The following is a 20,988-nucleotide window of genomic DNA, read 5'->3' on the forward strand; positions in this document are numbered from 1 at the left end:
CCGTCGTCACCCTTCGATACAGTGACGAACCATGATCCGCAGCCTCGACCTCTCCACCTGGCGCCGACGCACCGAGTGGCCGCTCGTCGCGGTGGCCGTGCTCTTCCTCGTCGCCTACGGCCTGCCGATCGCCTTCGACGGCGTTCCCGCGTGGGTGAGCACCGCCTGCACCACGTTCATGACGGTCGCCTGGCTGGTGTTCGCCGCCGACTACACGGTCCGGCTCCACCTGTCCGGGTACTCGTGGACGTTCGTCCGGAGAAACTGGATCGACCTCCTGGTCGTCGTCCTGCCCCTGCTGCGCCCGCTCCGGCTGCTCCTGCTGATCAAGGTGATCCAGCGGTTCAGCCGCACGGGAGTGCAGCGGCTGCGCGGCCGGGTGGTCACCTATGCCACGGGCGGGACCGCGCTGCTGATCCTCACCAGCGCCCTGGCGATCACGGACACCGAACGCCACGTGGAGGGCTCGAACATCACGAGCCTCGGCGAGGGGTTCTGGTGGGCGATCGTCACGATGACCACCGTCGGCTACGGCGACTTCTACCCCGTCACGACGACCGGCAGGTTCATCGCCGCGGGCCTGATGCTGGGCGGCATCGCCCTGCTCGGTGTCGTGACCGCGACCCTCGCCTCCTGGATGGTGCAGACCGTCGAGGAGGCCAACGAGGAGGAGGAAGCGGCGACCCGCCGCGAGGTCCAGGCCCTGACGGAGGAGATCCGCGCGCTCCGCGCGGCCCTGCCCGAGACCAGCAGCCCGGAGCCGGAACGGCAGAACCGATAGGGCCGACGGCGGCCGGGGTCACCTTCCAAAGGAGGCGGCCCCGGCCGTCGTCGTGAGTGGGCCTCAGAACCCCCCGAAGCCCCCCGGCCCGAACTGGTTGCCGTAGGTGCCGCCCGCCATGCGCTCCAGGCGGGCGATGCGGTCCTTCATCGGGGGGTGCGTGGCGAACAGGCGCGCCATGCCGGCGCCGCGGAACGGGTTCGCGATCATCACGTGCGACACGTTCGTCAGCTCGCGGTCCTGCGGCAGCGGGGCGAGCTGCGTGCCGCGCTCGAGCTTCTGCAGCGCGGACGCGAGGGCGAGCGGGTCGCCGGTGAGCTTGGCGCCGTCCTCGTCGGCGTCGTACTCGCGCGTCCGAGAGATGGCGAACTGGATCATCGTCGCGGCGATGGGCGCGAGCAGCGCCGTCGCCAGCGCCGCGAGCGGGTTCCCGCCCTCGCGGCTGCCGCCGAACCACATCAGCATCGTGGCCACCGACGTGATCACGCCCGCCATCGCCGACGCCACCGACGACGTGAGGATGTCACGGTTGTACACGTGCATCAGCTCGTGCCCCAGCACGCCGCGCAGCTCGCGCTCGTCGAGCAGGGACAGGATGCCCTCGGTGCAGCACACGGCCGCGTTGGCCGGGTTGCGGCCCGTGGCGAAGGCGTTGGGCGCCTTGGTGGGCGAGATGTACAGGCGCGGCATCGGCTTGCGGGCCTGGGTCGACAGCTCGCGCACGATCCGGTGCATCTCCGGGGCCTGCAGCTCCGTGACCGGGTAGGCGTGCATGGCGCGGATCGCGAGCTTGTCGGAGTTCCAGTAGCTGTACGCCGTCGTCCCGAGGCCGATGAGGACGATGATCCACATCCAGCTCTGCCGTCCGCCCATCAGGACCCAGATCCCGAGGAGCACAGCCCACATCACGCCGAACATCGCGGCGGTCTTCAGACCGTTGTAGTGCCGATGCATCGCTACTTCCTTTCCACCCAACCCACAGAACGGCTCGTCGGGGCGAACGGTTCCCGGGGAGTTCTCCCCATGGTCCCGGGACTCGTCGGTATGGTTGAGTCTGCCTCGGCGACAGACCGGATTACCACACGTCTCACCTGGCGTGACGCATGTGGCATGTGAGAGGAGACGCAGGTGGGCGGCAACCTGTACGGCGCGGACATCGAGGCGCTGCGGCAGCTCGCGGACCGGATCGTCCGCGGCGGCGAGACGCTGGACGGCGTGGTCGGGATCGTCGAGTCCGCCATGCCCGACGCCGAGCAGTGGAGCGGCCCCGACGCCGAGGGCTTCCGGGACGAGTGGTACGGCTCGCACGGCCCCGCACTCACGGCGACCGCCCAGGCGCTGGCCGAGGTGGCCGAGACCGTGCGGGGCAACGCCGACGAGCAGGACGACACGTCGGGGAACCTGGGCGGCGTCATCGGTGGTGTCGGCATCGGCGGTGGTGTCGGTGGCAGCATCGGGAGCGGGGTCGTCGGCCAGAGCGCCGCGGCCGACTGGCGCGACGCCATCCCCGACCTGCCGGACGGGATCCGGGACATCGTCGATCTCGAGGGCCTGACGGCCACGATCGGCGGACTCGGCGCGGACGCGCTCTCCCTGCTCGGCAGCGGAGGCTGGGCGGACTTCGGCGAAGGCGCCGGCAAGGTCTTCGCCGTCGCCGGGCTGGTGACCGGCGGCTACCAAGCCCTCGACTCAGGGCTCGACTTCCTCCGCGAGGGCGGGTCCGACAACCTGTACGGCGCCGGCGACGGCGCGGTCACCGCGGTCCTCGCCGGGGGTACGCTCTTCGGCGGGCCGGCCGCCCCGGCCTTCGCCATCGCGGGAGCGGTCTGGGGCGGGGCATCCCTCCTCAACGGCCTCCTGTCGGACCGTCCGCTCACGCAGAACCTGATCGACTACAGCCCGGTCGGCATCATCTACAACAGCTTCTCCGACAGCGACTTCTCGGAGGACATCGCGGACATCGCCGATTCCGCGGTCGACGTGGCCGGTGATGTCGCGGGGAGCGTCGTCGACGCCGGCAGCGATCTGGTGGACGGCGCCGGCGACCTGCTCGGGCTCTGGTAATGACCCGGCAAGGCACGATGGGGCACGACAGCAGCACCAGAGGAAGGGCACGACGATGACCGAGACCACTGTTGACGCGCCGGAGGGCGGTGCGAAGGGCGCCGGTGCCCGGATCGATCTCGCCACGGTCGAGCTCCTCGCCCTCGTCTCGATGCGCCGCAACGCGGCGACGGACAGGGCCCGTGTCCTGCTCAGCCTGCCCGACGACGGGATCGACTCGCCGATCACCACCGCGGGCGTCGGATCTCTGCTCGTCCGGCGCATGGCCCAGGTGGCCGACGGCCGCCTCGCGCCGCAGGGCCCCGTGAACGAGATCGCGTCGATCCTGATGAACGCCGAGGAGTGGGCCGAGGCGATCGGAACCACCGGTGAAGCGACGAACGTCGCCGCCCTGGTCCGCTCGCGCACCGGGACCGTGCTGCTCGAGCCCCGCCCGTACGACGTGTGGAACGCCTGGCCGATGCCGCAGGACGACCCGCTGCCGGTGATCGGCGCACGGTTCGTCGCCGCGGCCTTCGGCAACCTGCCGGCGAGCCGGCGGTTCTCCGGCAGCGTCCGGGTCATCGCCGGTGACGGCACGACCCGGTCGGCGATCGCCACCGTGGCCGACGACGAGTCATGGACCCTGTCGACGGGCCCGGGCGGCGACCTCTCGGCACCGGCCCCCACGAACCCCGACCCGACCTTCCAGGTGCTCGCCTCGAGCCTGGCGTGACGACGACGGCCACCGCGACGCGCGCACACCACGAGAGGGAATCCATGACTGACCAGACCGCCCCACCTGACCTCCGGAAGATCGTGACGGAGTTCACCGGGTTCGAGATCACCGCGATCCTGTCCGCGACCGGCTCCGAGGCCGCGCTGCGCACCCGCGAGATGCTGCACCTGCCCGGGGTGAGCGCCGACTCGCCCGCCGTCGGCGTCGGGATGAGCACGCTCATCGCCCGCGGCAAGGTCGAGACCGGCGGCACGGGTGTCCGGCCGGTGGCCGAGGCGGCGGCACTCGCCGGCATCTGCGGTACGGCCACCACATGGATCGAAGCGGTCGCCATGGCCGGCGAGAAGAAGTCCGTCGCCGTGTTCGTGTCCGCGCCCGACGGGACCGTGTTCCTCGAGCCCGCACCGTTCGGGCTGTGGGCCGTGTACCCGGTCCGGTCCGACGTCCCGGTCGAGCAGGCGGCCGCCGGCTACCTGCGCGGGGCGTTCGAGCAGGCCGGCCGCGGGCCGTTCGGCGGAAGCGTCGAGGTGACCCGGTCCGGTGCGGCCGTCCGGACGGCCGCCGTCAAGGTGGACGCCGAGGGCACCTGGCGCATGCAGGCCGGCGAGCTCGACCGGCCGCAGCCGCCGGAGCAGATCGACGCCGACCCGACGTTCGCCGTCCTGGCGCAGGCGGTGGCCGCATGAGCCCGTCGACGACGCCGGGAGGCGTCGGCCCGCGCGGGGGAGGTCCCGCCGAGGCCAAGCGCCTGGCCCGCAACTCGACCCTGCTGGCGCTGATCTTCCTCGTCCTCGCGGCCGTGACGTGGTTCGGCTGGTGGAACGCCCAGGTCAACCAGATCGAGGGGCCGCGGTCCAAGGGCTTCACCGAGGGCGACCCGTTCCCCTGGTTCCTCGTCTACCCGCTGGCCGGTCTCGGGGTCTGGTTCGTCATCACGACGATCCGCCAGTGGGCGCGCTACCTCCGGACGCCGGGAGCGCGCCGCTGAGCCGAGCAGCGGCGTCGGCTTCGGTGCCCGCGTGGACGTCGTCCGCGCGCAGGTCGTCCGCGGGTGCGCCGGCGTCGTGGCCGGCGTCGTGCGCGTGGGTGCCGGCATCGTGGACATCATCGAGGGACGTCTGATCCGGTCGGTAGAATCGTCCGTGGCCTTCGATTGTGAATCAGTCCCTCGACCGGAAGGCGCCTCTACGTGAGCACCCGACCTTTGCGCGTCGCCGTCGTCGGTGCCGGACCCGCCGGCATCTACGCGAGCGACATCCTGTCCAAGACCGACCTCGACGTCTCGATCGACCTGTTCGAGCGCCTCCCGGCGCCGTTCGGGCTGGTCAGGTACGGCGTCGCACCGGATCACCCGCGCATCAAGCAGATCATCGTGGCGCTCCACAAGGTCCTCTCCCGCGGTGACATCCGCCTGCTGGCGAACGTGGACTTCGGCACGGACGTCAAGCTCGAGGACCTGCGGCAGTTCTACGACGCCGTGATCTTCTCCACCGGCGCCATCAAGGACGCCGAGCTGAACATCCCGGGCATCGACCTGGACGGCTCCTACGGGGCGGCGGACTTCGTCTCCTGGTACGACGGCCACCCCGACGTGCCCCGCACCTGGCCGCTCGAGGCGCGCGAGGTCGCCGTCATCGGCGCCGGGAACGTGGCCCTCGACGTGGCGCGCATCCTGGCGAAGCACCCGAGGGACCTGCTGCCGACCGAGGTCCCGGGGAACGTGTACGAGATCCTGCAGTCCTCGCCCGTGACGGACGTGCACGTGTTCGCGCGCCGCGGTCCCGCACAGGTGAAGTTCTCGCCGCTGGAGCTGCGCGAGCTGGGCCACGTCCCGGACGTGGACATCATCGTGTACCCGGAGGACTACGACTTCGACGAGGGCTCCGAGGCTGCGATCAACTCGTCGAACCAGACCAAGCAGGTCGTCAAGACCCTGACGGACTGGGCGCTCGACGACCCGGCGGCCAAGACGGCGTCCCGCCGCCTCCACCTGCACTTCCTGCACCAGCCGACCGAGGTGCTCGGCGAGGACGGGAAGGTCACGGGCTTCCGCACGGAGCGCACCGCCCTGCAGGGCGACGGCACCGTCAAGGGCACGGGCGAGTTCCACGACTTCCCGGTGCAGGCCGTGTACCGCGCGGTCGGCTACTTCGGCTCGCCGCTGTCCGAGATCCCGTTCGACGACCACAAGGGCGTCATCTCCAACCGTGAGGGCCGCGTCGTCGACATGGACGGCGAGCACGTGCCCGGCGTCTACGCCACCGGCTGGATCAAGCGCGGCCCGGTGGGCCTCATCGGCCACACCAAGTCCGACGCGTCGGAGACGGTGAAGCACCTGGTCGAGGACGTGGTCGGCGTCGCCGACGGCGCCGACGCGTCCGGCGGCGACCAGGACGGCGGACGCACCGCCCCGCAGGGCGACCCGGAGGCCATCAAGACGTTCCTCGCCGACAAGGGCGTGGACGTCATCGAGTGGTCCGGCTGGGAGCTGCTCGACGCGCACGAGCGTGCGCTCGGCGAGGCCGCGGAGCGCACGCGGATCAAGGTCGTCCCCCGCGAGGAGATGCTCGCGATCGCCAGGGGCGAGCACCAGGCCTGACACCGGCTCCGACCCGCACGACGACGGCCGGGGTCGCCTCCCACCGGAAGGCGCCCCCGGCCGTCGCCACCCCGCCCGCCACCGCGCCGCCGCCCGCGTCGCCCCGTCACCCGACCGTCTCGACCTGGTCGGTCGGTCTTTTCGTGAGTGATCGGCAGTTTGAACTGCCGATCACTCACGAAAAGACCGACCGCTCACGAAAGGACCGACCGGGCGGGCGGGCGGTTGTGCGGCTGCGGGGGAGGGCGGGGGCAGGAGGGGGAGGTGGCAGATGGGAGGTGGGGGGTCAGGTGGGGTGGCGGTTGGCTGTCAGGGTGAGGGTCGTGTACGGCATGGTGATCCTGCCGCCCAGGGCGTCGACCACTCGTGCGTTGCCCTGAAGGACGCGGGAGAGCGCGTCCGGTGACAGGCGCTCGTGCCAGGACAGGGTGGGCACCTGGTCGACCCACGTGTCGCTGGTGAACTCGACCTGCCAGGGGATGTCGTGCCGGTGCACCGCGCCGAACGCGCGCGAGCCCCAGATACCGGTGGTGGCGGCGCCGGCGAGCTTGTCGAAGCCCGTCATCGGCGACCGTTCCCACGGCACGAAGTCCAGCCCCAGGTCCACTCCGCGGTAGACGTCGGCGAGGGCCGCCGCCACCTCCGGCTCCGGGAGGCAGACGTTCCAGAAGACGGCGAGCCTCCCGCCGGGCCGGAGCACCTCGGCCGCCTTGGCCGCCCCCGCGCGCTGCTGCACCCAGTGCCAGGCCTGCCCGGAGACGACGACGTCGAACGCCCGCCCGGCCGGGTCCCAGGCGTCGAACGACCCGATCTCGACCGCGCACCCCGCCTCCCGCGCGAGGGCGGCCATGCGCTCGTCCGGCTCGACGCCGGTCACCTCGCAGCCCGCGTCCCGGAACAGCGCCGCGGCGGCGCCGGTCCCGATCCCGACGTCCAGGATCGCGGGCCGCTTCCGCCGGGGCGGAGCCTCCGGCACCGGAGGAGCCGCCCCGGCGGGACGATCCTGCCGGGGCGACGTCTCCGGCGTGGGAGGTGCCGCCCCGGCAGTGGCCTGCGAGTGGTGGTGGCTCGGCGCGGGATGGTTCGACGCGGCGAGCGGCGCGGCGTCGTCGACCACACCTGCCAGGACGACGTCGGTCAGGGCGGGCGGGTAACCCGGCCGCGTGCGGTCGTAGCGCTCCGCGTCCTCGCCGAACGAGACGGCGATCTCCCGCAGCGGACGCCGCCGGCCTGTCATGACGCGGGTCAGCCCTGCCAGTCGCCCGTGAGGTCCAGCGTCTGGTCCACCCGCGTGACGAACTGGTCCGTGATGATGGACTCCACGCCGGAGAGCTGGATCAGCGCGGGCGCACCCTGGCTGTCCGTGATGCCCCACACGACGGCAACGTAGGTCTCGCCGCCGGACTGATAGGTGTACGACGTGTTCGCCCGCTTGCCGTCCGTGCGGAGCGTGGTGAGGGGGGCGAAGTTGTCGTCGGTGGACCCGGTGCCCTTCACCTGATCGATGAACCAGTCCACGGACTCCTGCGGTCCCATCGTCTGGCCGCCCGGCATGAAGGCGATCCGGCCGGCGACGCCGCCGCTGTCGTTCGCCTTCTGATGGATGAACTTCCAGGGATCCTCGTCGGGGACGGCGGCCCAGTCGGCGGGTACCTGCGCCGTCACGTGCGAGGCCTGGACGGTCTGCAGGTCTCCGGGGGCTGCGGCGTCGTCCGTGCTGCCGTCCGTGGTGGGCTCGTCCGTCGCGCCCTCGTCCGTGCTCTCACCGGTGTCGGCCGCCGCGGTCGACTCCTCGTCGCCCACGGGCTCGAGGTCGCCGGCGGAGAACGAGCACGCGGTCAGTGCCGACGCGAGGATCCCGGCCGTCAGTACTGCCATCAGGGGACGTCGGGTTCGCATGTGAATCACTCACTTCCTGGTTGAGGGCCTTTCGGCCTGCGCGGGTGAAAAACTACCGTGTCGCGCGAGCCGTGCCCACTACGTCAGAGATGTCCGTCCGCCGGAGGGACGCCTCTCGAAGAACTGGCCCTCCTCGAAGAACGCACTACTTCTCGAACAGCCGCGCGCCGAACCAGTCGTGGCGCGGCCGCCAGCCGTTGTCGCGCAGCACCGTGAAGACCGGGATCTTGGCGTCCGCCGGCTTGATCATGGCGCCGCCCTCCCAGGACGTGCGCGTGCCGCCGTCGTCCCGGACGGTGACCTGGCCGTCGGCACCCTCGACGAACGTCGCGGACTGCCGGCCGGCGGACTTGCCGCGGGTCCACTTCCAGTTGGCGCGGACGAACGCGCCGCCGGGGTTCATCGCGGCACGGACCGACGCCGACCCGGAGTACTCGGTGAACCTGTAGTGCCCGGTCGCGGGATCGAGGTCGACCTCCATGCGCCACGCGTACGCCTGCTTCCCGCGCACGAACAGCGTCTGCCAGCGCACCTCCTCGACCTTCCAGCGCACCTCGACCCGTGCGCCCCGCGGAGTCCGCGACGCCTCGAGGAGGTACGGCAGCCCGTCGCTGTTCATCCCGAGGAGGTCGGCGACGACCCGGTCGACCGGCGTCGGGGCGTCCGGTGAACCGCCGGCGGCCGCCGGGACCCGCGCCTTCTCCTGCTGCTCGGCGGCCGCCCGCAGGCCCCGGCGCAGCGTCCACATCCCGCGGGCCAGCACCAGGACGCCGGTGACGACGACCAGCACGATGCCGAGGGCCGGGTTCCCGCCGAGAAACGCCAGGACCGCCCCCGCCGCCAGCACGAACCCGGCGACGAGGACGGCCCAGCGGCTGACGACCGCGAACCTTGCCGCTCCGTCGTCGTCCGTCACCGCTCGGCCAGCTTGACGCTGTCCTGGATCTCGCGGACCTGGGGCCAGATCTCGGCAGCCTGCGGACCTGCGCACGTGCCGGTGACCTCGACCAGGTCGCGCACGCCGTCGTGCTCGACGACGGCGATCCGCAGCGCCTGCGCGATCGTGCCGGTCTGCTCGGTGCTCCAGGCACCCTCGATACGCACGGCGGGCAGCCCGTCGAACGTCGTGCTCATGCGGCCCACCTCCTCGTAGCCCGGGGTGCTCTCGAACTTCTCGACCGCCTGCTCGATGACCCCGTCCACGGACTGGTCCGGCGCCATGCGCTGAATGACCACGACGACGTTCGGACGGAACTCGCCCGCGGGCCGCTCCTGGACGATGGCCATCTGCGCCTGCGGTACCGCGTGCGTGATCCAGCCGTCGGGGCAGTCCATGACCACGGCGGGAAACCCCGGAAAGGTCTCGCTCGGGTAGGTGACTGTGCTCATATCTCCATCCAATCAGGTAGTACCACGGTCATGTCAGAGGCCTCCGACGAAGTCGCCCACGGCGCCCGCCGCGTCACCGAACCCGTCGACGACGTCGCCACCCACGTCGGTGATCGCGTCGACGGTGTCGGCCGGCGACCACTCGAGGGAGACGTCGAAACCGGCGCCGACGCCCAGCGCGGCTCCGAGCGAGAGGTCGACGCCCACGCTGTCGAAGCCCACGTTGACGTCCGCGTCGGCCCGCACGCCGACACCTGCGTACACCTGCCCCTCGGCACCCGCCGTCACGCCGGCCGCCGTCACGGAGCCCGCGGCGGACGCCTCGGCGCCCGCGAAGGCCTCGGCACCGAGGCCGGCACCGACGCCGTGCGGACCGACGGAGACACCACCGTCGGCCTCCGCCCGGGCGCCCGCGAAGGCGTCGACCGAGCCTCCCGCACCCAGGTGGTCGCCGTACCCGACCTGGCCCTCGGCGCTGGCCCCGACGCCCACGTTGCCGCCCACCTGGCCCTCTGCCACGAGCCCGTTCTCGGACAGGCTGACCTCGCCGGAGGCGTCGTACCCGGCGCCTGCCGCCGCCCCTGCCGAGCCGGAGCCGTGGGCCCCGTCCTCGTCGCCGAACTCGCCCTCCGCACCAGCCTCGGCACCGGCGAACCCGCCGGTCTCACCCTCGGCGAGCGTGTGGTTGATGTCGCCCTTCTCGGACGCCGTGGTCGTGCTCTCCTGGGACGGCGTGTAGTTGCCGTTCTCGTCGTAGGTCCCGTGCTCCTCGTAGCTCGACCGGTAGCCGTCGTGCGTGCTGCCGCTCGTCGGGTCGTCCGGGTCGTTCGTCGCGGTCGGGTCGGAGCCCGGCGTCGGGAGCGGGTTCTCGCCCGACTCGTCGTCGCTGCCACCGCCACCGCCGCCGCCACCACCACCGGCACCGGCACCCGCCGTGCCGCCGACTCCACCTCCGACCCCGCCGCCCGCGAGATCGTCCGACGTCCCCTGCTGGTCGTCGGCGTTCTCGCGCACCTTCCCCGCGACCTCCTGCAACGCGCTCGCCGTCTCTCGCAGCCGGACCGCGTGCACGTCGGTCCACTCCGCGCGGAACTCCTCGCCGTCCGGACCGCTCCACTGCTCGAGGTCCGGCATCGCCGATTCGACGACGGCGACGACGCCGCCGAGCGCATCACCGCCCCGGGCGACCCGGTCGGCGAACGACCGAAGCGCCTCGATGTCGGCGCCGTAGAGCCCTCCGCTCATGGTTTCTCCTTAGTCTTCTCCGCGCGGCGGCGGCACGACCCGTCCCTCAGAGCGAGCTCGAGGTGCCTTCCTGCTCCGCGGCGTTGGCCTCGGCCGTCCCGGCAAAGGTCTCGAGCGCCGCGGCGATCTCGTTCAGCTTCGACGCGTGGGTGCTCGTCCACTCACCCTCGAACTGATCCGCGTCCGGCCCCATCCAGTCGGTCTCCTCGAGCTGCGCGGTGATCTCCTGCACTGTCGACCGGACCTCTTCGGCCTGTTGACGCAGGATGTTCGCCATCTCCCGGACCGCCTCGACGTCGAGGCCGAGCATGTCTCCCGCCATGTCCCACTCCTTCGCTCCCGGCCGTCTCTGGGTCGAGCGACCTCACCTGATCACCACTGCACCCACCCGGACCGGCCGGCGGATGCCGCCTCCCGACCGGCCGCCCCGTGACGCGCGATGGGTGCGGCACCGGTCCGGCACCGCACCCATCGAGTTCACGCCATCAGGCCACGACGCGTCAGAGCGCGTTCGAGGTGCCCTCCTGCTCGGAGGCGTTGCGCTCGGCGGTCTGGCCGTGCTCGACCATCCGCTCGGCGATCTGCGACAGCTGCGTGAAGAGCTCGCCGTCCCACTGCTCCTCGTACTGGCCAGCGTCGCTGCCGTTCCACTCGGTCTGCTGCATCTGCGCGTTGACCTGCTCGCCGGCCTGCTTGATCGTGTCGGCCGACTGCTGCAGAACCTGCGACAGCTGGCGGACTGCCTCGACATCGAGACCAGAGACGTTCTGAGCGCTGTGCTGAAGCGGCATTTCCTACTCCCTCTTCCGTGGCCACCCCTGCCGGGCAACCTCGATTGTTTTCGACACGATGTACTCAACCAGAGTCCGTGGTACCGCGGAATGGGGAGACCTCCCCATCCCCCCGCCATGCCCCGGGCACCTCACCCAGGCTGCGCGACGTGGATCTTCGCCGCCCGTCCGGCGGTGACGAGGAACCCGCGCCCGGGCGGGAAGTCCTGGCGCCGCAGCCGGCCGAGCGGGGTGTTCAGGAGCGTGTCGCCCTCCATGTCGCCCGGCGTCATGAGGATGCCGTTGCGGCCGGACTTGAACGGGCCGGCGAGCGCGAACGCCTTCGACCAGGTGGACGACTCCGCCTCGCCGATGACCATGATCTCCTTGCGCACCGCGGCCTTCACGAACGCCTCCAGCGGCTTCTCCGCCGGGGTGCCCGTCAGCTCGGTGTAGTTCTCGATCATGACCGTGAGGCTGCCCGGGGCGTACTTGTCCGCCTGCACCGCCTCGGTGAGCTCCTTGACGGACTCCAGGACGTCCTCGGGGGTCTGGGCCACCGTGTCCCACAGGTCCATCGAGCCGACGCTGCTGCGCCGCGACGAGAAGTACACGAGCCGGGTCCGGGTGGCCCTCCGCAGCGTCGTGGCGATCGTCACGAAGGTCGTCGTCCGGCCCGAGCCGGGCGGGCCCGAGAGCATGAGCGGCGACCGCTCCGGCAGGCCGATCGGCGAGATGTCCAGGTCCCGCAGACCGAGGGTGGGCCGGTTGCCGACCGTCGGCGGAAGAGCGGAGAGCATGAAGTCGTCCGGCAGGCGCTCGACGCCGGGCGCCCTGGGCGTCCCCGCGCGTTCCATCGCCGTCTCGAGCTTGCTCAGCTCGCGCGACTGGACGACGCCGTTCGAGTCACCGCTCAGCACGGCGATCTGGGCCTCCTGCCCGAACATGATGGCCCGGCCGGGCGCCGACGTCGCGTCGAGGACGTCCTTGGGCATGTTCAGCATCATGTAGTCGTCCTCCCGCGCCATGCGGTGCACGATGCGCTTCTGCACCGTGGACGCCAGCGACGGCGGGATGTTCGTGGCCCGGTCCCCGGTCATGACGATGTGGATCCCCACCGGGCGGCCGTCCGTGGCGAGCTGGGTGAACGCGCCGAAGATCGAGAACCCGCGCGCCACGCTGATCTCGTACGAGTCCCGGAACGCCCCGAAGCCGTCCACCAGCACGAAGATGCGCGGCTCGGCGGGCTTGTTCGCGATCTTCCGGTACTCGACGATGCTGCCCGCCCGCACCTCGGCGTACCGGGCGGAGCGCTCCTCCAGCTCCTGGGTCAGCCGCCGCATGAGGCGGGTGACCCGCTCCTCGTCCTCGCCGTCGATGATCGCGCCGACGTGCGGCATGTTCTCGAGCATCGTCAGACCGCCCGAGCCGCAGTCGATGCCGTACACCTGGGTCGGGCCGCCCCGCACCGTCAGTCCCGCGGAGATCGCGATCGTGCGCAGCGTGGTGCTCTTGCCCGAGCCGCCCGTGCCGTACACGGCCATGTTCCCGTCCGCGTCCGGCTCGTAGTGCACGGTGGGCTGCGCCTGGCCGTGCGGGTCGTCCAGGACGCCGAGCAGGAGCTTGGCGTCGGTCCGCGGGTTCGGCAGCAGCGCCAGGTCGTAGGTCTCGGCGAGCTCCGGCAGCCACGGCTTGCGGGGCTCGGGCACCCCGGCGGCGGTGGCCGCCTCGCGCATCGTCCGGACCATCCGGGAGATGTCGTTGGGGCCCGGGTCGCCGCCGTCGTCGGCCGACTCCACCGCCGGCATCTCCCACTTCCTGGCGACGCCGAAGTCCAGCTCCTCGATGTCGAGCTGGGCGGGCTCCGGCTCGTCCGAGGTCCAGCCGCCGGCGTACCCGGTCTGGAAGGTGGTGATGCGGCCCGGCCCGGTCTTCGCGGCGCCGCGCCCGGGGATCGACGCCGCGAAGTGCGCCGCCATCGGGTCGCCGAGCACGTCCTTGGAGTCCGACTCGTCGGCCATGCGCAGCGCGATACGCAGGTTCGTGTTGGCGCGCAGGTTGTCCTTGATGACACCGGCGGGGCGCTGGGTCGCCAGGATCAGGTGCAGCCCGAGGGACCGGCCACGCTGGGCGACGTCGACGACGCCGTCCACGAACTCGGGAACCTCGCCGACCAGGGCGGCGAACTCGTCGACCACGATGATGAGGCTCGGTGGCGCGTCGGGGTCGCCGGTCTTCTCCAGCGACGCGAGGTCCTTCGCCTTCTTCCGGTTCAGCAGGTGCTCGCGGTAGTGCAGCTCGGCCCGCAGGGAGGACAGGGCGCGCCGGACCAGGTGCTGCGACAGGTCGGTGACCAGGCCGACCGTGTGCGGCAGGTGCACGCAGTCGGCGAACGCCGCGCCGCCCTTGTAGTCCACGAACAGGAACGTCACCCGGTCCGGGCTGTGGGCGGCGGCCATGCCCATCACCCAGGACTGCAGGAACTCCGACTTGCCGGCACCGGTGGTGCCGCCGACGAGGGCGTGCGGGCCCTGGGTGCGCAGGTCGAGGTAGAACGGCTCGATACCGTTGTGCCCCACCAGGCCGCGCAGGTTGGTCGGCTTCTTGCGACGCACCGGGGGCGACCCGTCGCGCGGCGTGAGCGACAGGTTCTCCCTCCACCGGTCGACGATGCTGTGGGCGTCCGACGCGACCTCCGTGCCGGCGAGCGCCAGGTACGACACCGCCCGGGGCAGGTCCGTCTCGTCGCTGACCGGGGCGCCGACGTCGACCACCGGCGAGAGGATGCGGGCGATCTCGTGGGCGGTCACCAGGTCGGCGGTCTCGCAGCGCACCGGGAAGGACAGGAGGCCGTAGTGCACCTGGCCGGTGGTGGCGCTGCCGGCACCGGCCTCGGGGTCGAGCACGACGAACGTGCGGCACGCGGCGGGCAGCTGCTCGACCGAGGGGGCCACCCACACGACGTGCACGTTGGCGGACGGGCCGCGCTCGACGAGGCGGACCAGGCGCGAACGCTCCAGCGGGGCGTCGTCCTCGACGAGGACGACGACGGCCGGGAGCACCGGGTCGGGCGGAGGGTTCTCGCGGTCCTTCTCGGGGTCACGCTCCCCTCCGAAGGGCGGCGGGCCGTCGAGCTTCACGCCACGCGCCTCGATGAGCCCTTCGAGCCGGGTGAGCAGGGCCGCGCCCTGCCCGGGGTCGGCGGCGAGGTGGTCGCCGGCCCCCAGCGGGCTGTGCGGGGAGCCGGTGTGCGGCGCCCACTGCAGCCACTCCCAGTCCTGTCGCGACCGGTTCGAGGTGAGGGCGGTGACCACCACCTCGGCGGGCGAGTGCAGCGTGATCATCTGGAGGATGACGGACCGCGCCGCCCCTTCCACGGCGCCGGACCGGCCGGCGATGCCGACGCTGCCCGCGTAGCGCAGCGCGGCCGGGGAAGGCACGTCGTCGATGAAGATGCACTGCTCCTTGAGCTCGAGCACCTGCTCCCAGTGCTCGGGGAGGGCGTCGTTCTCCCGCGGCTCGCCGAACGCGGTGCGGGCGGGCGCGCGGCCGACCCCCAGGCGGACGGTGAGGAAGCCGCGATGTTCGGGCCGGTGCGTCCACATCAGGCCGCCGAGCCGGCGGACGTTGTCGATCGCTTCCGCCAGCGACGGCGTCTCGGCGGTGCGCACGGCACGCTCGACGGCGTGGGTGCGGCGGATCCGCTCCCTGGTGTACTCGACCGCCTGGAGGAACTGCTCGGTCGCCTGCTCGTACTCCTTCTTCGCGGTGACCTTGCGGTCCCACCACATGCCGATCATGAACAGGGGCGCCATGAACATGAACAGGAGCATGCGCGCGTTGTCGAAGATGAGGAACATCGACAGGCCCATGATGAACGGGACCATCATCATCAGCCAGGGCAGCCGGCGGGGCTTCGGCGGCTCGGGCGGCTTCGGCGCCATGATCTCGTGCTCGCCGAACCGGGTCACCACGCGCGGTGACCGGTTGAACTCGACGGCGGGACTGGTGGGCGCGATGCTCGTGGTGCGGTGCAGCGCGATGACGGAGACGACGTCGTTCCCGATGGTGATCATGTCGGAGCTGGTCACCGTCGCCCGGGTGACGGACTGGCCGCCCATCACGAGGCCGTTGGCCGAGTCGAGGTCGTGGATCTCGATCGACTCCCCGACCACGATGCGCGCGTGCCGCTTCGACGTCTGCTTGTCGGAGAGCCGGATGTCCATGTCGCGGCCGCGCCCGATGTAGGACGTCCCGACGGGCAGCGGGAACTCCCGCCCGGCGTCGGGGCCCTCGATCACGCGGAGCGTGGCGACGGCGGCACCGCGGTCCGCCCCGGGGACCATGAACTGGTCGGAGACCCGGACGATCTCGACCGTCGAGCCGGAGCGCAGGCCCGCCTGGGTCAGGTCGTTGTCGGGCCGGAGCACACGGCTGTCGGCGCCGCCCCCGGACTCGCCGCGGACCTGGAGGGTCAGGTTGTCGGGCGCCGCCGCGCCGTTGCGGGTCGGGTCCGCCGAGAACAGCGTCTCGGCGACGTCCCGCACGCTCGCCGTCGCGTCGGCGGTGACGGCGACGTTGGCCGAGGTCTGGTCGGGGCGATTCAGTGTCAGCTTGATCCGCACGTCAGGCGTCGTCCTTCAGATCGAGCAGGGGCAGGTCGTCGGGGGTCACCAGCCGTGAGGCGACGGCGTACTCCACGAGTCGGGCCCTGCGGTTGGTGGCCTGGGAGCCGGAGTCGCCACGCAGGCCCTTGACCCCGATCCGGTCGAGCTTCTCGCACACGTTGTCGAGCTTGCGGTTGAACCGCGTGGTGGCCCAGCCGAGCCGCCGGGCGGCGGCGGCGGAGCTGGGAATCTCGCTCAGCCCGCTGCCCTCGCGGCGCAGCATCGGCTCGGCGAGCGACACGATGAGCTGGCGCTGGCTCGTCGTGAACCGGATGGCACCGATGGTGGTGGCGCCGCTTCCCGAGTCGTCGTCCGACGAGATCTCGTGGTACGGCGCGTCCTCGAGGTGCACGGCGATCTCGTAGGTGGTGGGACCGGCCGTGAACACCACCGACGTGTTCGGGAAGACGATCGGCAGCCGGTTGCCCGGCGGGAGCCACGACTGCACCCCGCCCCCGGCGTCGCACACCGTGGCCGAGATCAGCGAGCCGACGTTCGAGAGCCACCAGATCCCCTCCTCGCGGGTCACCCGCAGGAAGCGGCGGTGCAGGTACGGGTTGTCGTCGACGGCGAGGTCACCCTCGCGGCCGATGTCGAGGGTCTCCGACTCGCCCTCCGGCCGGAACCACTCCCCGCAGAACTCGATCGCCAGTGAGCTCATCCGGCGGCTCCTTCCGGAGCCACGCAGGCGTCGGCGGCGTCGGACTGGTTGTTCTCGCGTACGGTCACCACGTCGACGCAGGTGTCGCCCGCCTCACGGGGCACGGTCACCGTGGTCACGTCACCGAGCGGCTCGTAGATCTCGATGTCCTCGGACAGGCTCCGCACCCGGTACGCGAACTCGTCGCCCTTCTCGAAGGACTGCGGCCGTTCCCAGGTCACGACGACCTTGTCGCCGTTCACCTCCGCGTCGACCTGCAGCGGGGGCGCCAGGTAGTTGGGCACCACCTGGCCGCCGACCGGCCCGCCACCGTTCGGGTCGACCGTCGACCCGCCGCCTGCGGCGGGTTCGTCGCCCTTCCACGGCTGGAGGACGACCACGAGCACCCCGATCCCGACGAGCGCGAGCGCGCCCAGGATCGGCGCCACGAGCCGCCACGGGCCGGGCCGCGGCTCCTCCTCGTCGCGCCCGGGGGCGACGTACTGCTCGGGCGCCCGCTGCCCCGCGGGCAGCGAGGTGCGTGCCACCGTCTCCTCGACGGTGCCCGTCCCGGAGCCGCCGCCAGCCACGAAGGGCAGGTCGGGCGCCGAGACCCTGCCCGTCGACGGCGCCCCGCCACCCGACGACGGCGGGCCGAACCCGCCGCCCGACGGGCCGGCGGCGGGCGGGACGCCGACAGGACCGGCCCCGGGCACCGGCGCCTGCGGGCCCGGGGCGGGCGGCGCCGCCTGGCCCGGGTCGATCGAGACGACGTTCCGGAACCTGGTGCCGTCCTGCTCGTCGTCGTCCTCCTCGTGCACGTGGCCGGACTCGTCGAGGATGTCGATGGTCGTCATGTCGCGCGACATCTCGACCTGGACCTGCTGCAGCGCACGCGCGAACGAGAGCGCGGTCGGGTAGCGCGAGGCGGGGCGCTTGCTCATGGCCGTGGCCAGCACCCGTTCCAGCGCGGGAGGCACGTCGGACCGGCCGATCGGCGGCAGAGCCCCCGTCTCGATACGGGCGATCAGGTCCGCCGAACGGTTCGAGCCGCCCGGGACCTCGAACGGTGTGCGGCCGGCCAGCAGCGTGTAGCACGTCGCGGCAAGGCCCCACACGTCGGTCGCGATCCCGCTGATCGGCGGGTCCTGGAACGACTCCGGCGGCGACCACGGGATGGACATGCCCTCGGCGGCGGAGGCCTCGTCGACCGTGGACGCGATGCCGAAGTCCGTCAGGGCAGGGTGGCCGAACTGTGTGACCAGGATGTTCGCGGGCTTGATGTCGCGGTGCAGGATGCCGAGCCGGTGCGCGGTCTCGACCGCGCCGGCGATCTGGATCGTGGTGCGCATCGCCTCGGCGAGGGAGAACCGCTCGCCGCGGTAGCGCGCGCCGAGGTTCGGCCGGGAGCAGAACTCCATGGCCAGGTAGGGGCGGCCGTCACCGGCCGTCGCGGCCTCGTACATGGTGACGATCGACGGGTGGTTGCCGAGCGTGGCCATGAGGTCGGCCTCGGCGTCGAACGTCTCGCGCTGCGTCGCGCTCGACCACTCCTTGAGCAGCACCTTGATCGCGACCTGGCGTCGCGGGCGGCGCTGCTCGTAGAGGAACACGTCCGCGAAGCCACCGGACCCGATGACCCTCTTGAACTCGTAGCCGTCGATCTGGGGCGGCGCGGACGGCGCTCGCTTGCTGCTCACTCGGTTCCCTTCGTGTTCGTCACCAGATGCCCTCGAACTTGAGGGTGGTGCCGTCGCCCAGGTCGACGACGTCACCGTCCGAGACGATCTCCTTCTCGTTCGGGTGGAGGCGCCGCGGCGGCTGCCCCGGTCGGATCAGCGTGGTGCCGTTGGTCGTGGCCAGGTCCGCGACCAGGACCTGCCACTCCTCGAGCGAGACCTCCAGGTGGGACCGGGAGATGTCCTGGTTCGGGCTCGAGACCGTCACCAGCCGCGGCATCTCCGACGCGGACGTGGTCGACGTGCGCGGACGACGCCCCACGATCACCGACCGGTCGAGCTCCACGACCTGGTCCCCGCGGGTCCCCCCGGCGCCCGCCTGCACGGTGCCGGTGGTGACCACGAGACGCCCCAGGGCTGGGCGCGACGCGTTCGCCGGTTCGCCGGCCAGGTCCTCGCCGCAGGTGCGGCACGCCGGCCGGGCCGGCGGGTTCGCGTGCCCGTTCGGGCAGGTCATGGCCAGGATCTGGACGCCGCCGGAGATCGGTTCGGAGACAGGTTCCGGGGGCGGCGTCGGCGCGCTGCCACCCGGGCCCCGCAGACCCGCGAGGTCCGCCTGCATGACCGTGTGGCCGTCGTGGTCGTCCAGGGGCACGTCGCCCGAGGGCTCGGCGTCCGAAGGCTCGGCGTCCGGCGAGGGCGCGGCATCGGCCGACGGCTCGGCGTCGGCGACGGAGGCGGCGCGGTGCGCGGCGGCCGGGGTGCCGGCTCCCGGGAGGCTCCCGGGGATCGCGGAGATCAGGCCCGGAGCCTCCGGCGGCGCGGCGTCGGCCGGGGCGGAAGGCGGCGGGGGCGGTGCGACGGGCCGGACGACAGGGCCCGACGCCGGTTCCGGCTGCTCCTCGTCCTCCTCCTCGTCCTCCTCCGGGGCGCGCACGGCCGCATCCTCGACGCTGCGCATGATCGTCTCGCCGAACAGGTGCTCGTACTCGTCGTCGCCGCCGATCTGCGTGGCCTCCGGCACGGGGCTCACCGGTGACGGGTCGCCGCCGGGCATCACGAAGGACGAGGCGACCGGCCCGGCGTCCGGGGCCGCCGGCTCCACGGCGGGCGGCTCCGCCGCGGGCGGGGGCGGGATCGGCGGGGCGCTCCCGACCCCGGGAATCTTCGCGAAGACCGCTGCCTCGTCCGGCGCGGGAACCTCGGCCGGCGCGGGAGCCTCAGCCGGCCCGGCGCCCTCCACGAGCACCCGGCTCACCGACGCCGCGGGCACGACCGCGGACTCGACGGGGAGGCCGCCGTCGAGAGCCGGGCCCTGCGGGCCAGGGGTCGCGGGCCCGGTGCCCACCACGAACGACGTCGGCTCCTCGATGATCCGCTCCGACCACGACACCACGTCCTGACCGGTCACCCGGACCGGGCCGGCGGCCGTGAGCACCGTCACGTGCACGCCCGACCCGCGCACGGCCACGTGCGCGGCACCCGTGGACTGCACCGAGACCACCGCGAACGGCGGGACCGCGCGCAGCCCGCCGGGCACCGACGTGAGCACGCCGAGCGCGGCCGCGACGCCGTCCGTGACGGCTTCCAGCTCGGTCCAGAGCTCGTTCAGCAGGTTGTCGTCGGCCTGGTCGGGCAGGACCACCACGGTCTCGCCCCGGATCACGGCGCGGGCGGGTCCCTCGGTGTAGTGCACAGTCATCTCGGTCCCTCCGGCGTTGGTCATCCGCCGTTTCGTGGTTGCGTGTCTTCCATCAGTCTTCGGCCGCCGGGCACGGCGTCGCCGTCCCGCTCGACCGTGGTGCCATCGGTGTCGTTGGGTACGCCGGTCACGTCCACGACCAGCACCGTCACGTTGTCGCGGCCCCCTGCCTCCAGGGCGGCGTCGACCAGCTCCTGGGCAGCGTTCCCCGGATCCGGGCACGCGAGCAGGATCTCCCGGATCTGCTCGTCGTCCAGCTCGGCCGTCAGACCGTCCGAGCAGACGAGGATCCGCTCGTGCGCCTCGACCGGAACATAGCGGAAGTCCGCGTCCAGCTCGTCCGGGCCGCCCAGCGCCCGCGTGATCACGTTGCGCCGGGGATGGTGCCGCGCCTCCTCCGCCGTGAGCATGCCCGCGTCGACCAGCTCCTGGACCTCGGAGTGGTCCACGCTCATCTGCTCGAGCTCGCCGTCGGACAGCAGGTAGGTGCGCGAGTCGCCGACGTTGACGATGAGCCAGTACGGGACGCCGTCCACGTAGGCCAGCACCGCCCCGGTGAGCGTGGTGCCCGCGCCCCGGCCGCGCGGGCTCGTCTCGATGGCCCGCACCTCCTTCTGCGCGACGTCCACCAGGACGTCCACCAGCTCCGGCTCGATCGTCTCGGCCTCGAGCAGGAAGCTCAGCGCGCCGAGCGCGGTGGCGCTGGCGATGTCCCCGGCGTCGTGACCGCCCATCCCGTCGGCGACCAGGAACACGCCGTTCTCGGCCAGGTACGCGTCCTCGTTGATCTTCCGGCGCCGGCCGCGGTCGGATGCGGAACCCCACATCAACGACG

Annotated in this window: 19 protein-coding genes; 6 read left to right on the forward strand and 13 right to left on the reverse strand. The window is 72.2% G+C overall.

From position 1 onward, the window contains the following. The first annotated feature begins 31 nt into the window (after nt 1–31). Nucleotides 32–781, forward strand: coding sequence for a potassium channel family protein (locus ACYU96_RS05285; protein WP_460749870.1), 750 nt, complete (start codon nt 32–34; stop codon nt 779–781). 63 nt (nt 782–844) lie between these two features. On the opposite strand, the gene htpX is transcribed toward ACYU96_RS05285, so the two are convergent. Further along, nucleotides 845–1,735 carry a zinc metalloprotease HtpX gene (htpX, locus tag ACYU96_RS05290; RefSeq protein ID WP_460749872.1) on the reverse strand — a complete coding sequence of 297 codons (891 nt, stop codon included), beginning with the start codon at nt 1,733–1,735 and terminating at the stop codon, nt 845–847. Between the two features lie 174 nt (nt 1,736–1,909). On the opposite strand from htpX, the gene ACYU96_RS05295 reads away from it, so the two are divergent. The 5 genes from ACYU96_RS05295 to ACYU96_RS05315 all read left to right on the forward strand — a co-directional run bounded on the left by ACYU96_RS05295 (nt 1,910) and on the right by ACYU96_RS05315 (nt 6,162). Next, entirely contained in the window at nt 1,910–2,845 is a 936-nt protein-coding gene (locus ACYU96_RS05295; protein ID WP_460749875.1) for a hypothetical protein, read from the forward strand. A gap of 55 nt (nt 2,846–2,900) precedes the next feature. Next, a complete protein-coding gene (locus tag ACYU96_RS05300) occupies nt 2,901–3,560 on the forward strand; it encodes a hypothetical protein (protein ID WP_460749878.1) in 660 nt (219 codons plus the stop codon). Nucleotides 3,561–3,604: 44 nt separating this feature from the next. Continuing rightward, nucleotides 3,605–4,249, forward strand: a complete 645-nt coding sequence (locus ACYU96_RS05305; protein ID WP_460749881.1) for a hypothetical protein — start codon at nt 3,605–3,607, stop codon at nt 4,247–4,249. Next, nucleotides 4,246–4,551, forward strand: a complete 306-nt coding sequence (locus tag ACYU96_RS05310; protein ID WP_460749885.1) for a hypothetical protein — start codon at nt 4,246–4,248, stop codon at nt 4,549–4,551. Before ACYU96_RS05305 ends, ACYU96_RS05310 begins: the two co-directional genes overlap by 4 nt. 201 nt (nt 4,552–4,752) lie before the next feature. Then, nucleotides 4,753–6,162, forward strand: coding sequence for an FAD-dependent oxidoreductase (locus tag ACYU96_RS05315; RefSeq protein WP_460749887.1), 1,410 nt, complete (start codon nt 4,753–4,755; stop codon nt 6,160–6,162). 286 nt (nt 6,163–6,448) lie between these two features. On the opposite strand, the gene ACYU96_RS05320 is transcribed toward ACYU96_RS05315, so the two are convergent. From ACYU96_RS05320 to ACYU96_RS05375, 12 genes are all read right to left on the reverse strand, one after another. Further along, entirely contained in the window at nt 6,449–7,399 is a 951-nt protein-coding gene (locus ACYU96_RS05320) for a class I SAM-dependent methyltransferase (protein WP_460749890.1), read from the reverse strand. Nucleotides 7,400–7,407: 8 nt separating this feature from the next. Further along, the gene (locus ACYU96_RS05325) at nt 7,408–8,040 is read right to left on the reverse strand and encodes a hypothetical protein (RefSeq protein WP_460749893.1); all 633 of its coding nucleotides are present in this window, start codon (nt 8,038–8,040) and stop codon (nt 7,408–7,410) included. Between the two features lie 166 nt (nt 8,041–8,206). Beyond that, nucleotides 8,207–8,977 carry a hypothetical protein gene (locus ACYU96_RS05330; protein WP_460749896.1) on the reverse strand — a complete coding sequence of 257 codons (771 nt, stop codon included), beginning with the start codon at nt 8,975–8,977 and terminating at the stop codon, nt 8,207–8,209. Next, nucleotides 8,974–9,450 (reverse strand): LpqN/LpqT family lipoprotein, encoded by a 477-nt coding sequence (locus tag ACYU96_RS05335; protein ID WP_460749898.1) that lies wholly within the window; start codon nt 9,448–9,450, stop codon nt 8,974–8,976. The genes ACYU96_RS05330 and ACYU96_RS05335 overlap by 4 nt, the downstream gene beginning before the upstream one ends. Nucleotides 9,451–9,483: 33 nt before the next feature. After that, on the reverse strand, nt 9,484–10,695 hold the full coding sequence (locus tag ACYU96_RS05340; RefSeq protein WP_460749901.1) for a WXG100 family type VII secretion target: 1,212 nt from the start codon (nt 10,693–10,695) through the stop codon (nt 9,484–9,486). Between the two features lie 46 nt (nt 10,696–10,741). Then, nucleotides 10,742–11,017 (reverse strand): hypothetical protein, encoded by a 276-nt coding sequence (locus ACYU96_RS05345; RefSeq protein WP_460749903.1) that lies wholly within the window; start codon nt 11,015–11,017, stop codon nt 10,742–10,744. Between the two features lie 178 nt (nt 11,018–11,195). Further along, a complete protein-coding gene (locus ACYU96_RS05350; RefSeq protein ID WP_460749906.1) occupies nt 11,196–11,486 on the reverse strand; it encodes a hypothetical protein in 291 nt (96 codons plus the stop codon). 131 nt (nt 11,487–11,617) lie between these two features. Then, nucleotides 11,618–16,090 (reverse strand): FtsK/SpoIIIE domain-containing protein, encoded by a 4,473-nt coding sequence (locus ACYU96_RS05355; protein WP_460749908.1) that lies wholly within the window; start codon nt 16,088–16,090, stop codon nt 11,618–11,620. 1 nt (nt 16,091) lies between these two features. Beyond that, nucleotides 16,092–16,793, reverse strand: coding sequence for a hypothetical protein (locus ACYU96_RS05360; RefSeq protein WP_460749911.1), 702 nt, complete (start codon nt 16,791–16,793; stop codon nt 16,092–16,094). Next, on the reverse strand, nt 16,790–18,472 hold the full coding sequence (locus tag ACYU96_RS05365; protein ID WP_460749914.1) for a serine/threonine-protein kinase: 1,683 nt from the start codon (nt 18,470–18,472) through the stop codon (nt 16,790–16,792). Before ACYU96_RS05365 ends, ACYU96_RS05360 begins: the two co-directional genes overlap by 4 nt. 19 nt (nt 18,473–18,491) lie before the next feature. Then, entirely contained in the window at nt 18,492–20,177 is a 1,686-nt protein-coding gene (locus tag ACYU96_RS05370) for an FHA domain-containing protein (protein ID WP_460749917.1), read from the reverse strand. Next, complete coding sequence (locus ACYU96_RS05375; protein ID WP_460749920.1) at nt 20,174–20,980, reverse strand: PP2C family protein-serine/threonine phosphatase; 807 nt, start codon at nt 20,978–20,980, stop codon at nt 20,174–20,176. Before ACYU96_RS05375 ends, ACYU96_RS05370 begins: the two co-directional genes overlap by 4 nt. Nucleotides 20,981–20,988 lie beyond the last annotated feature (8 nt).

This window comes from Myceligenerans cantabricum, assembly GCF_054777735.1.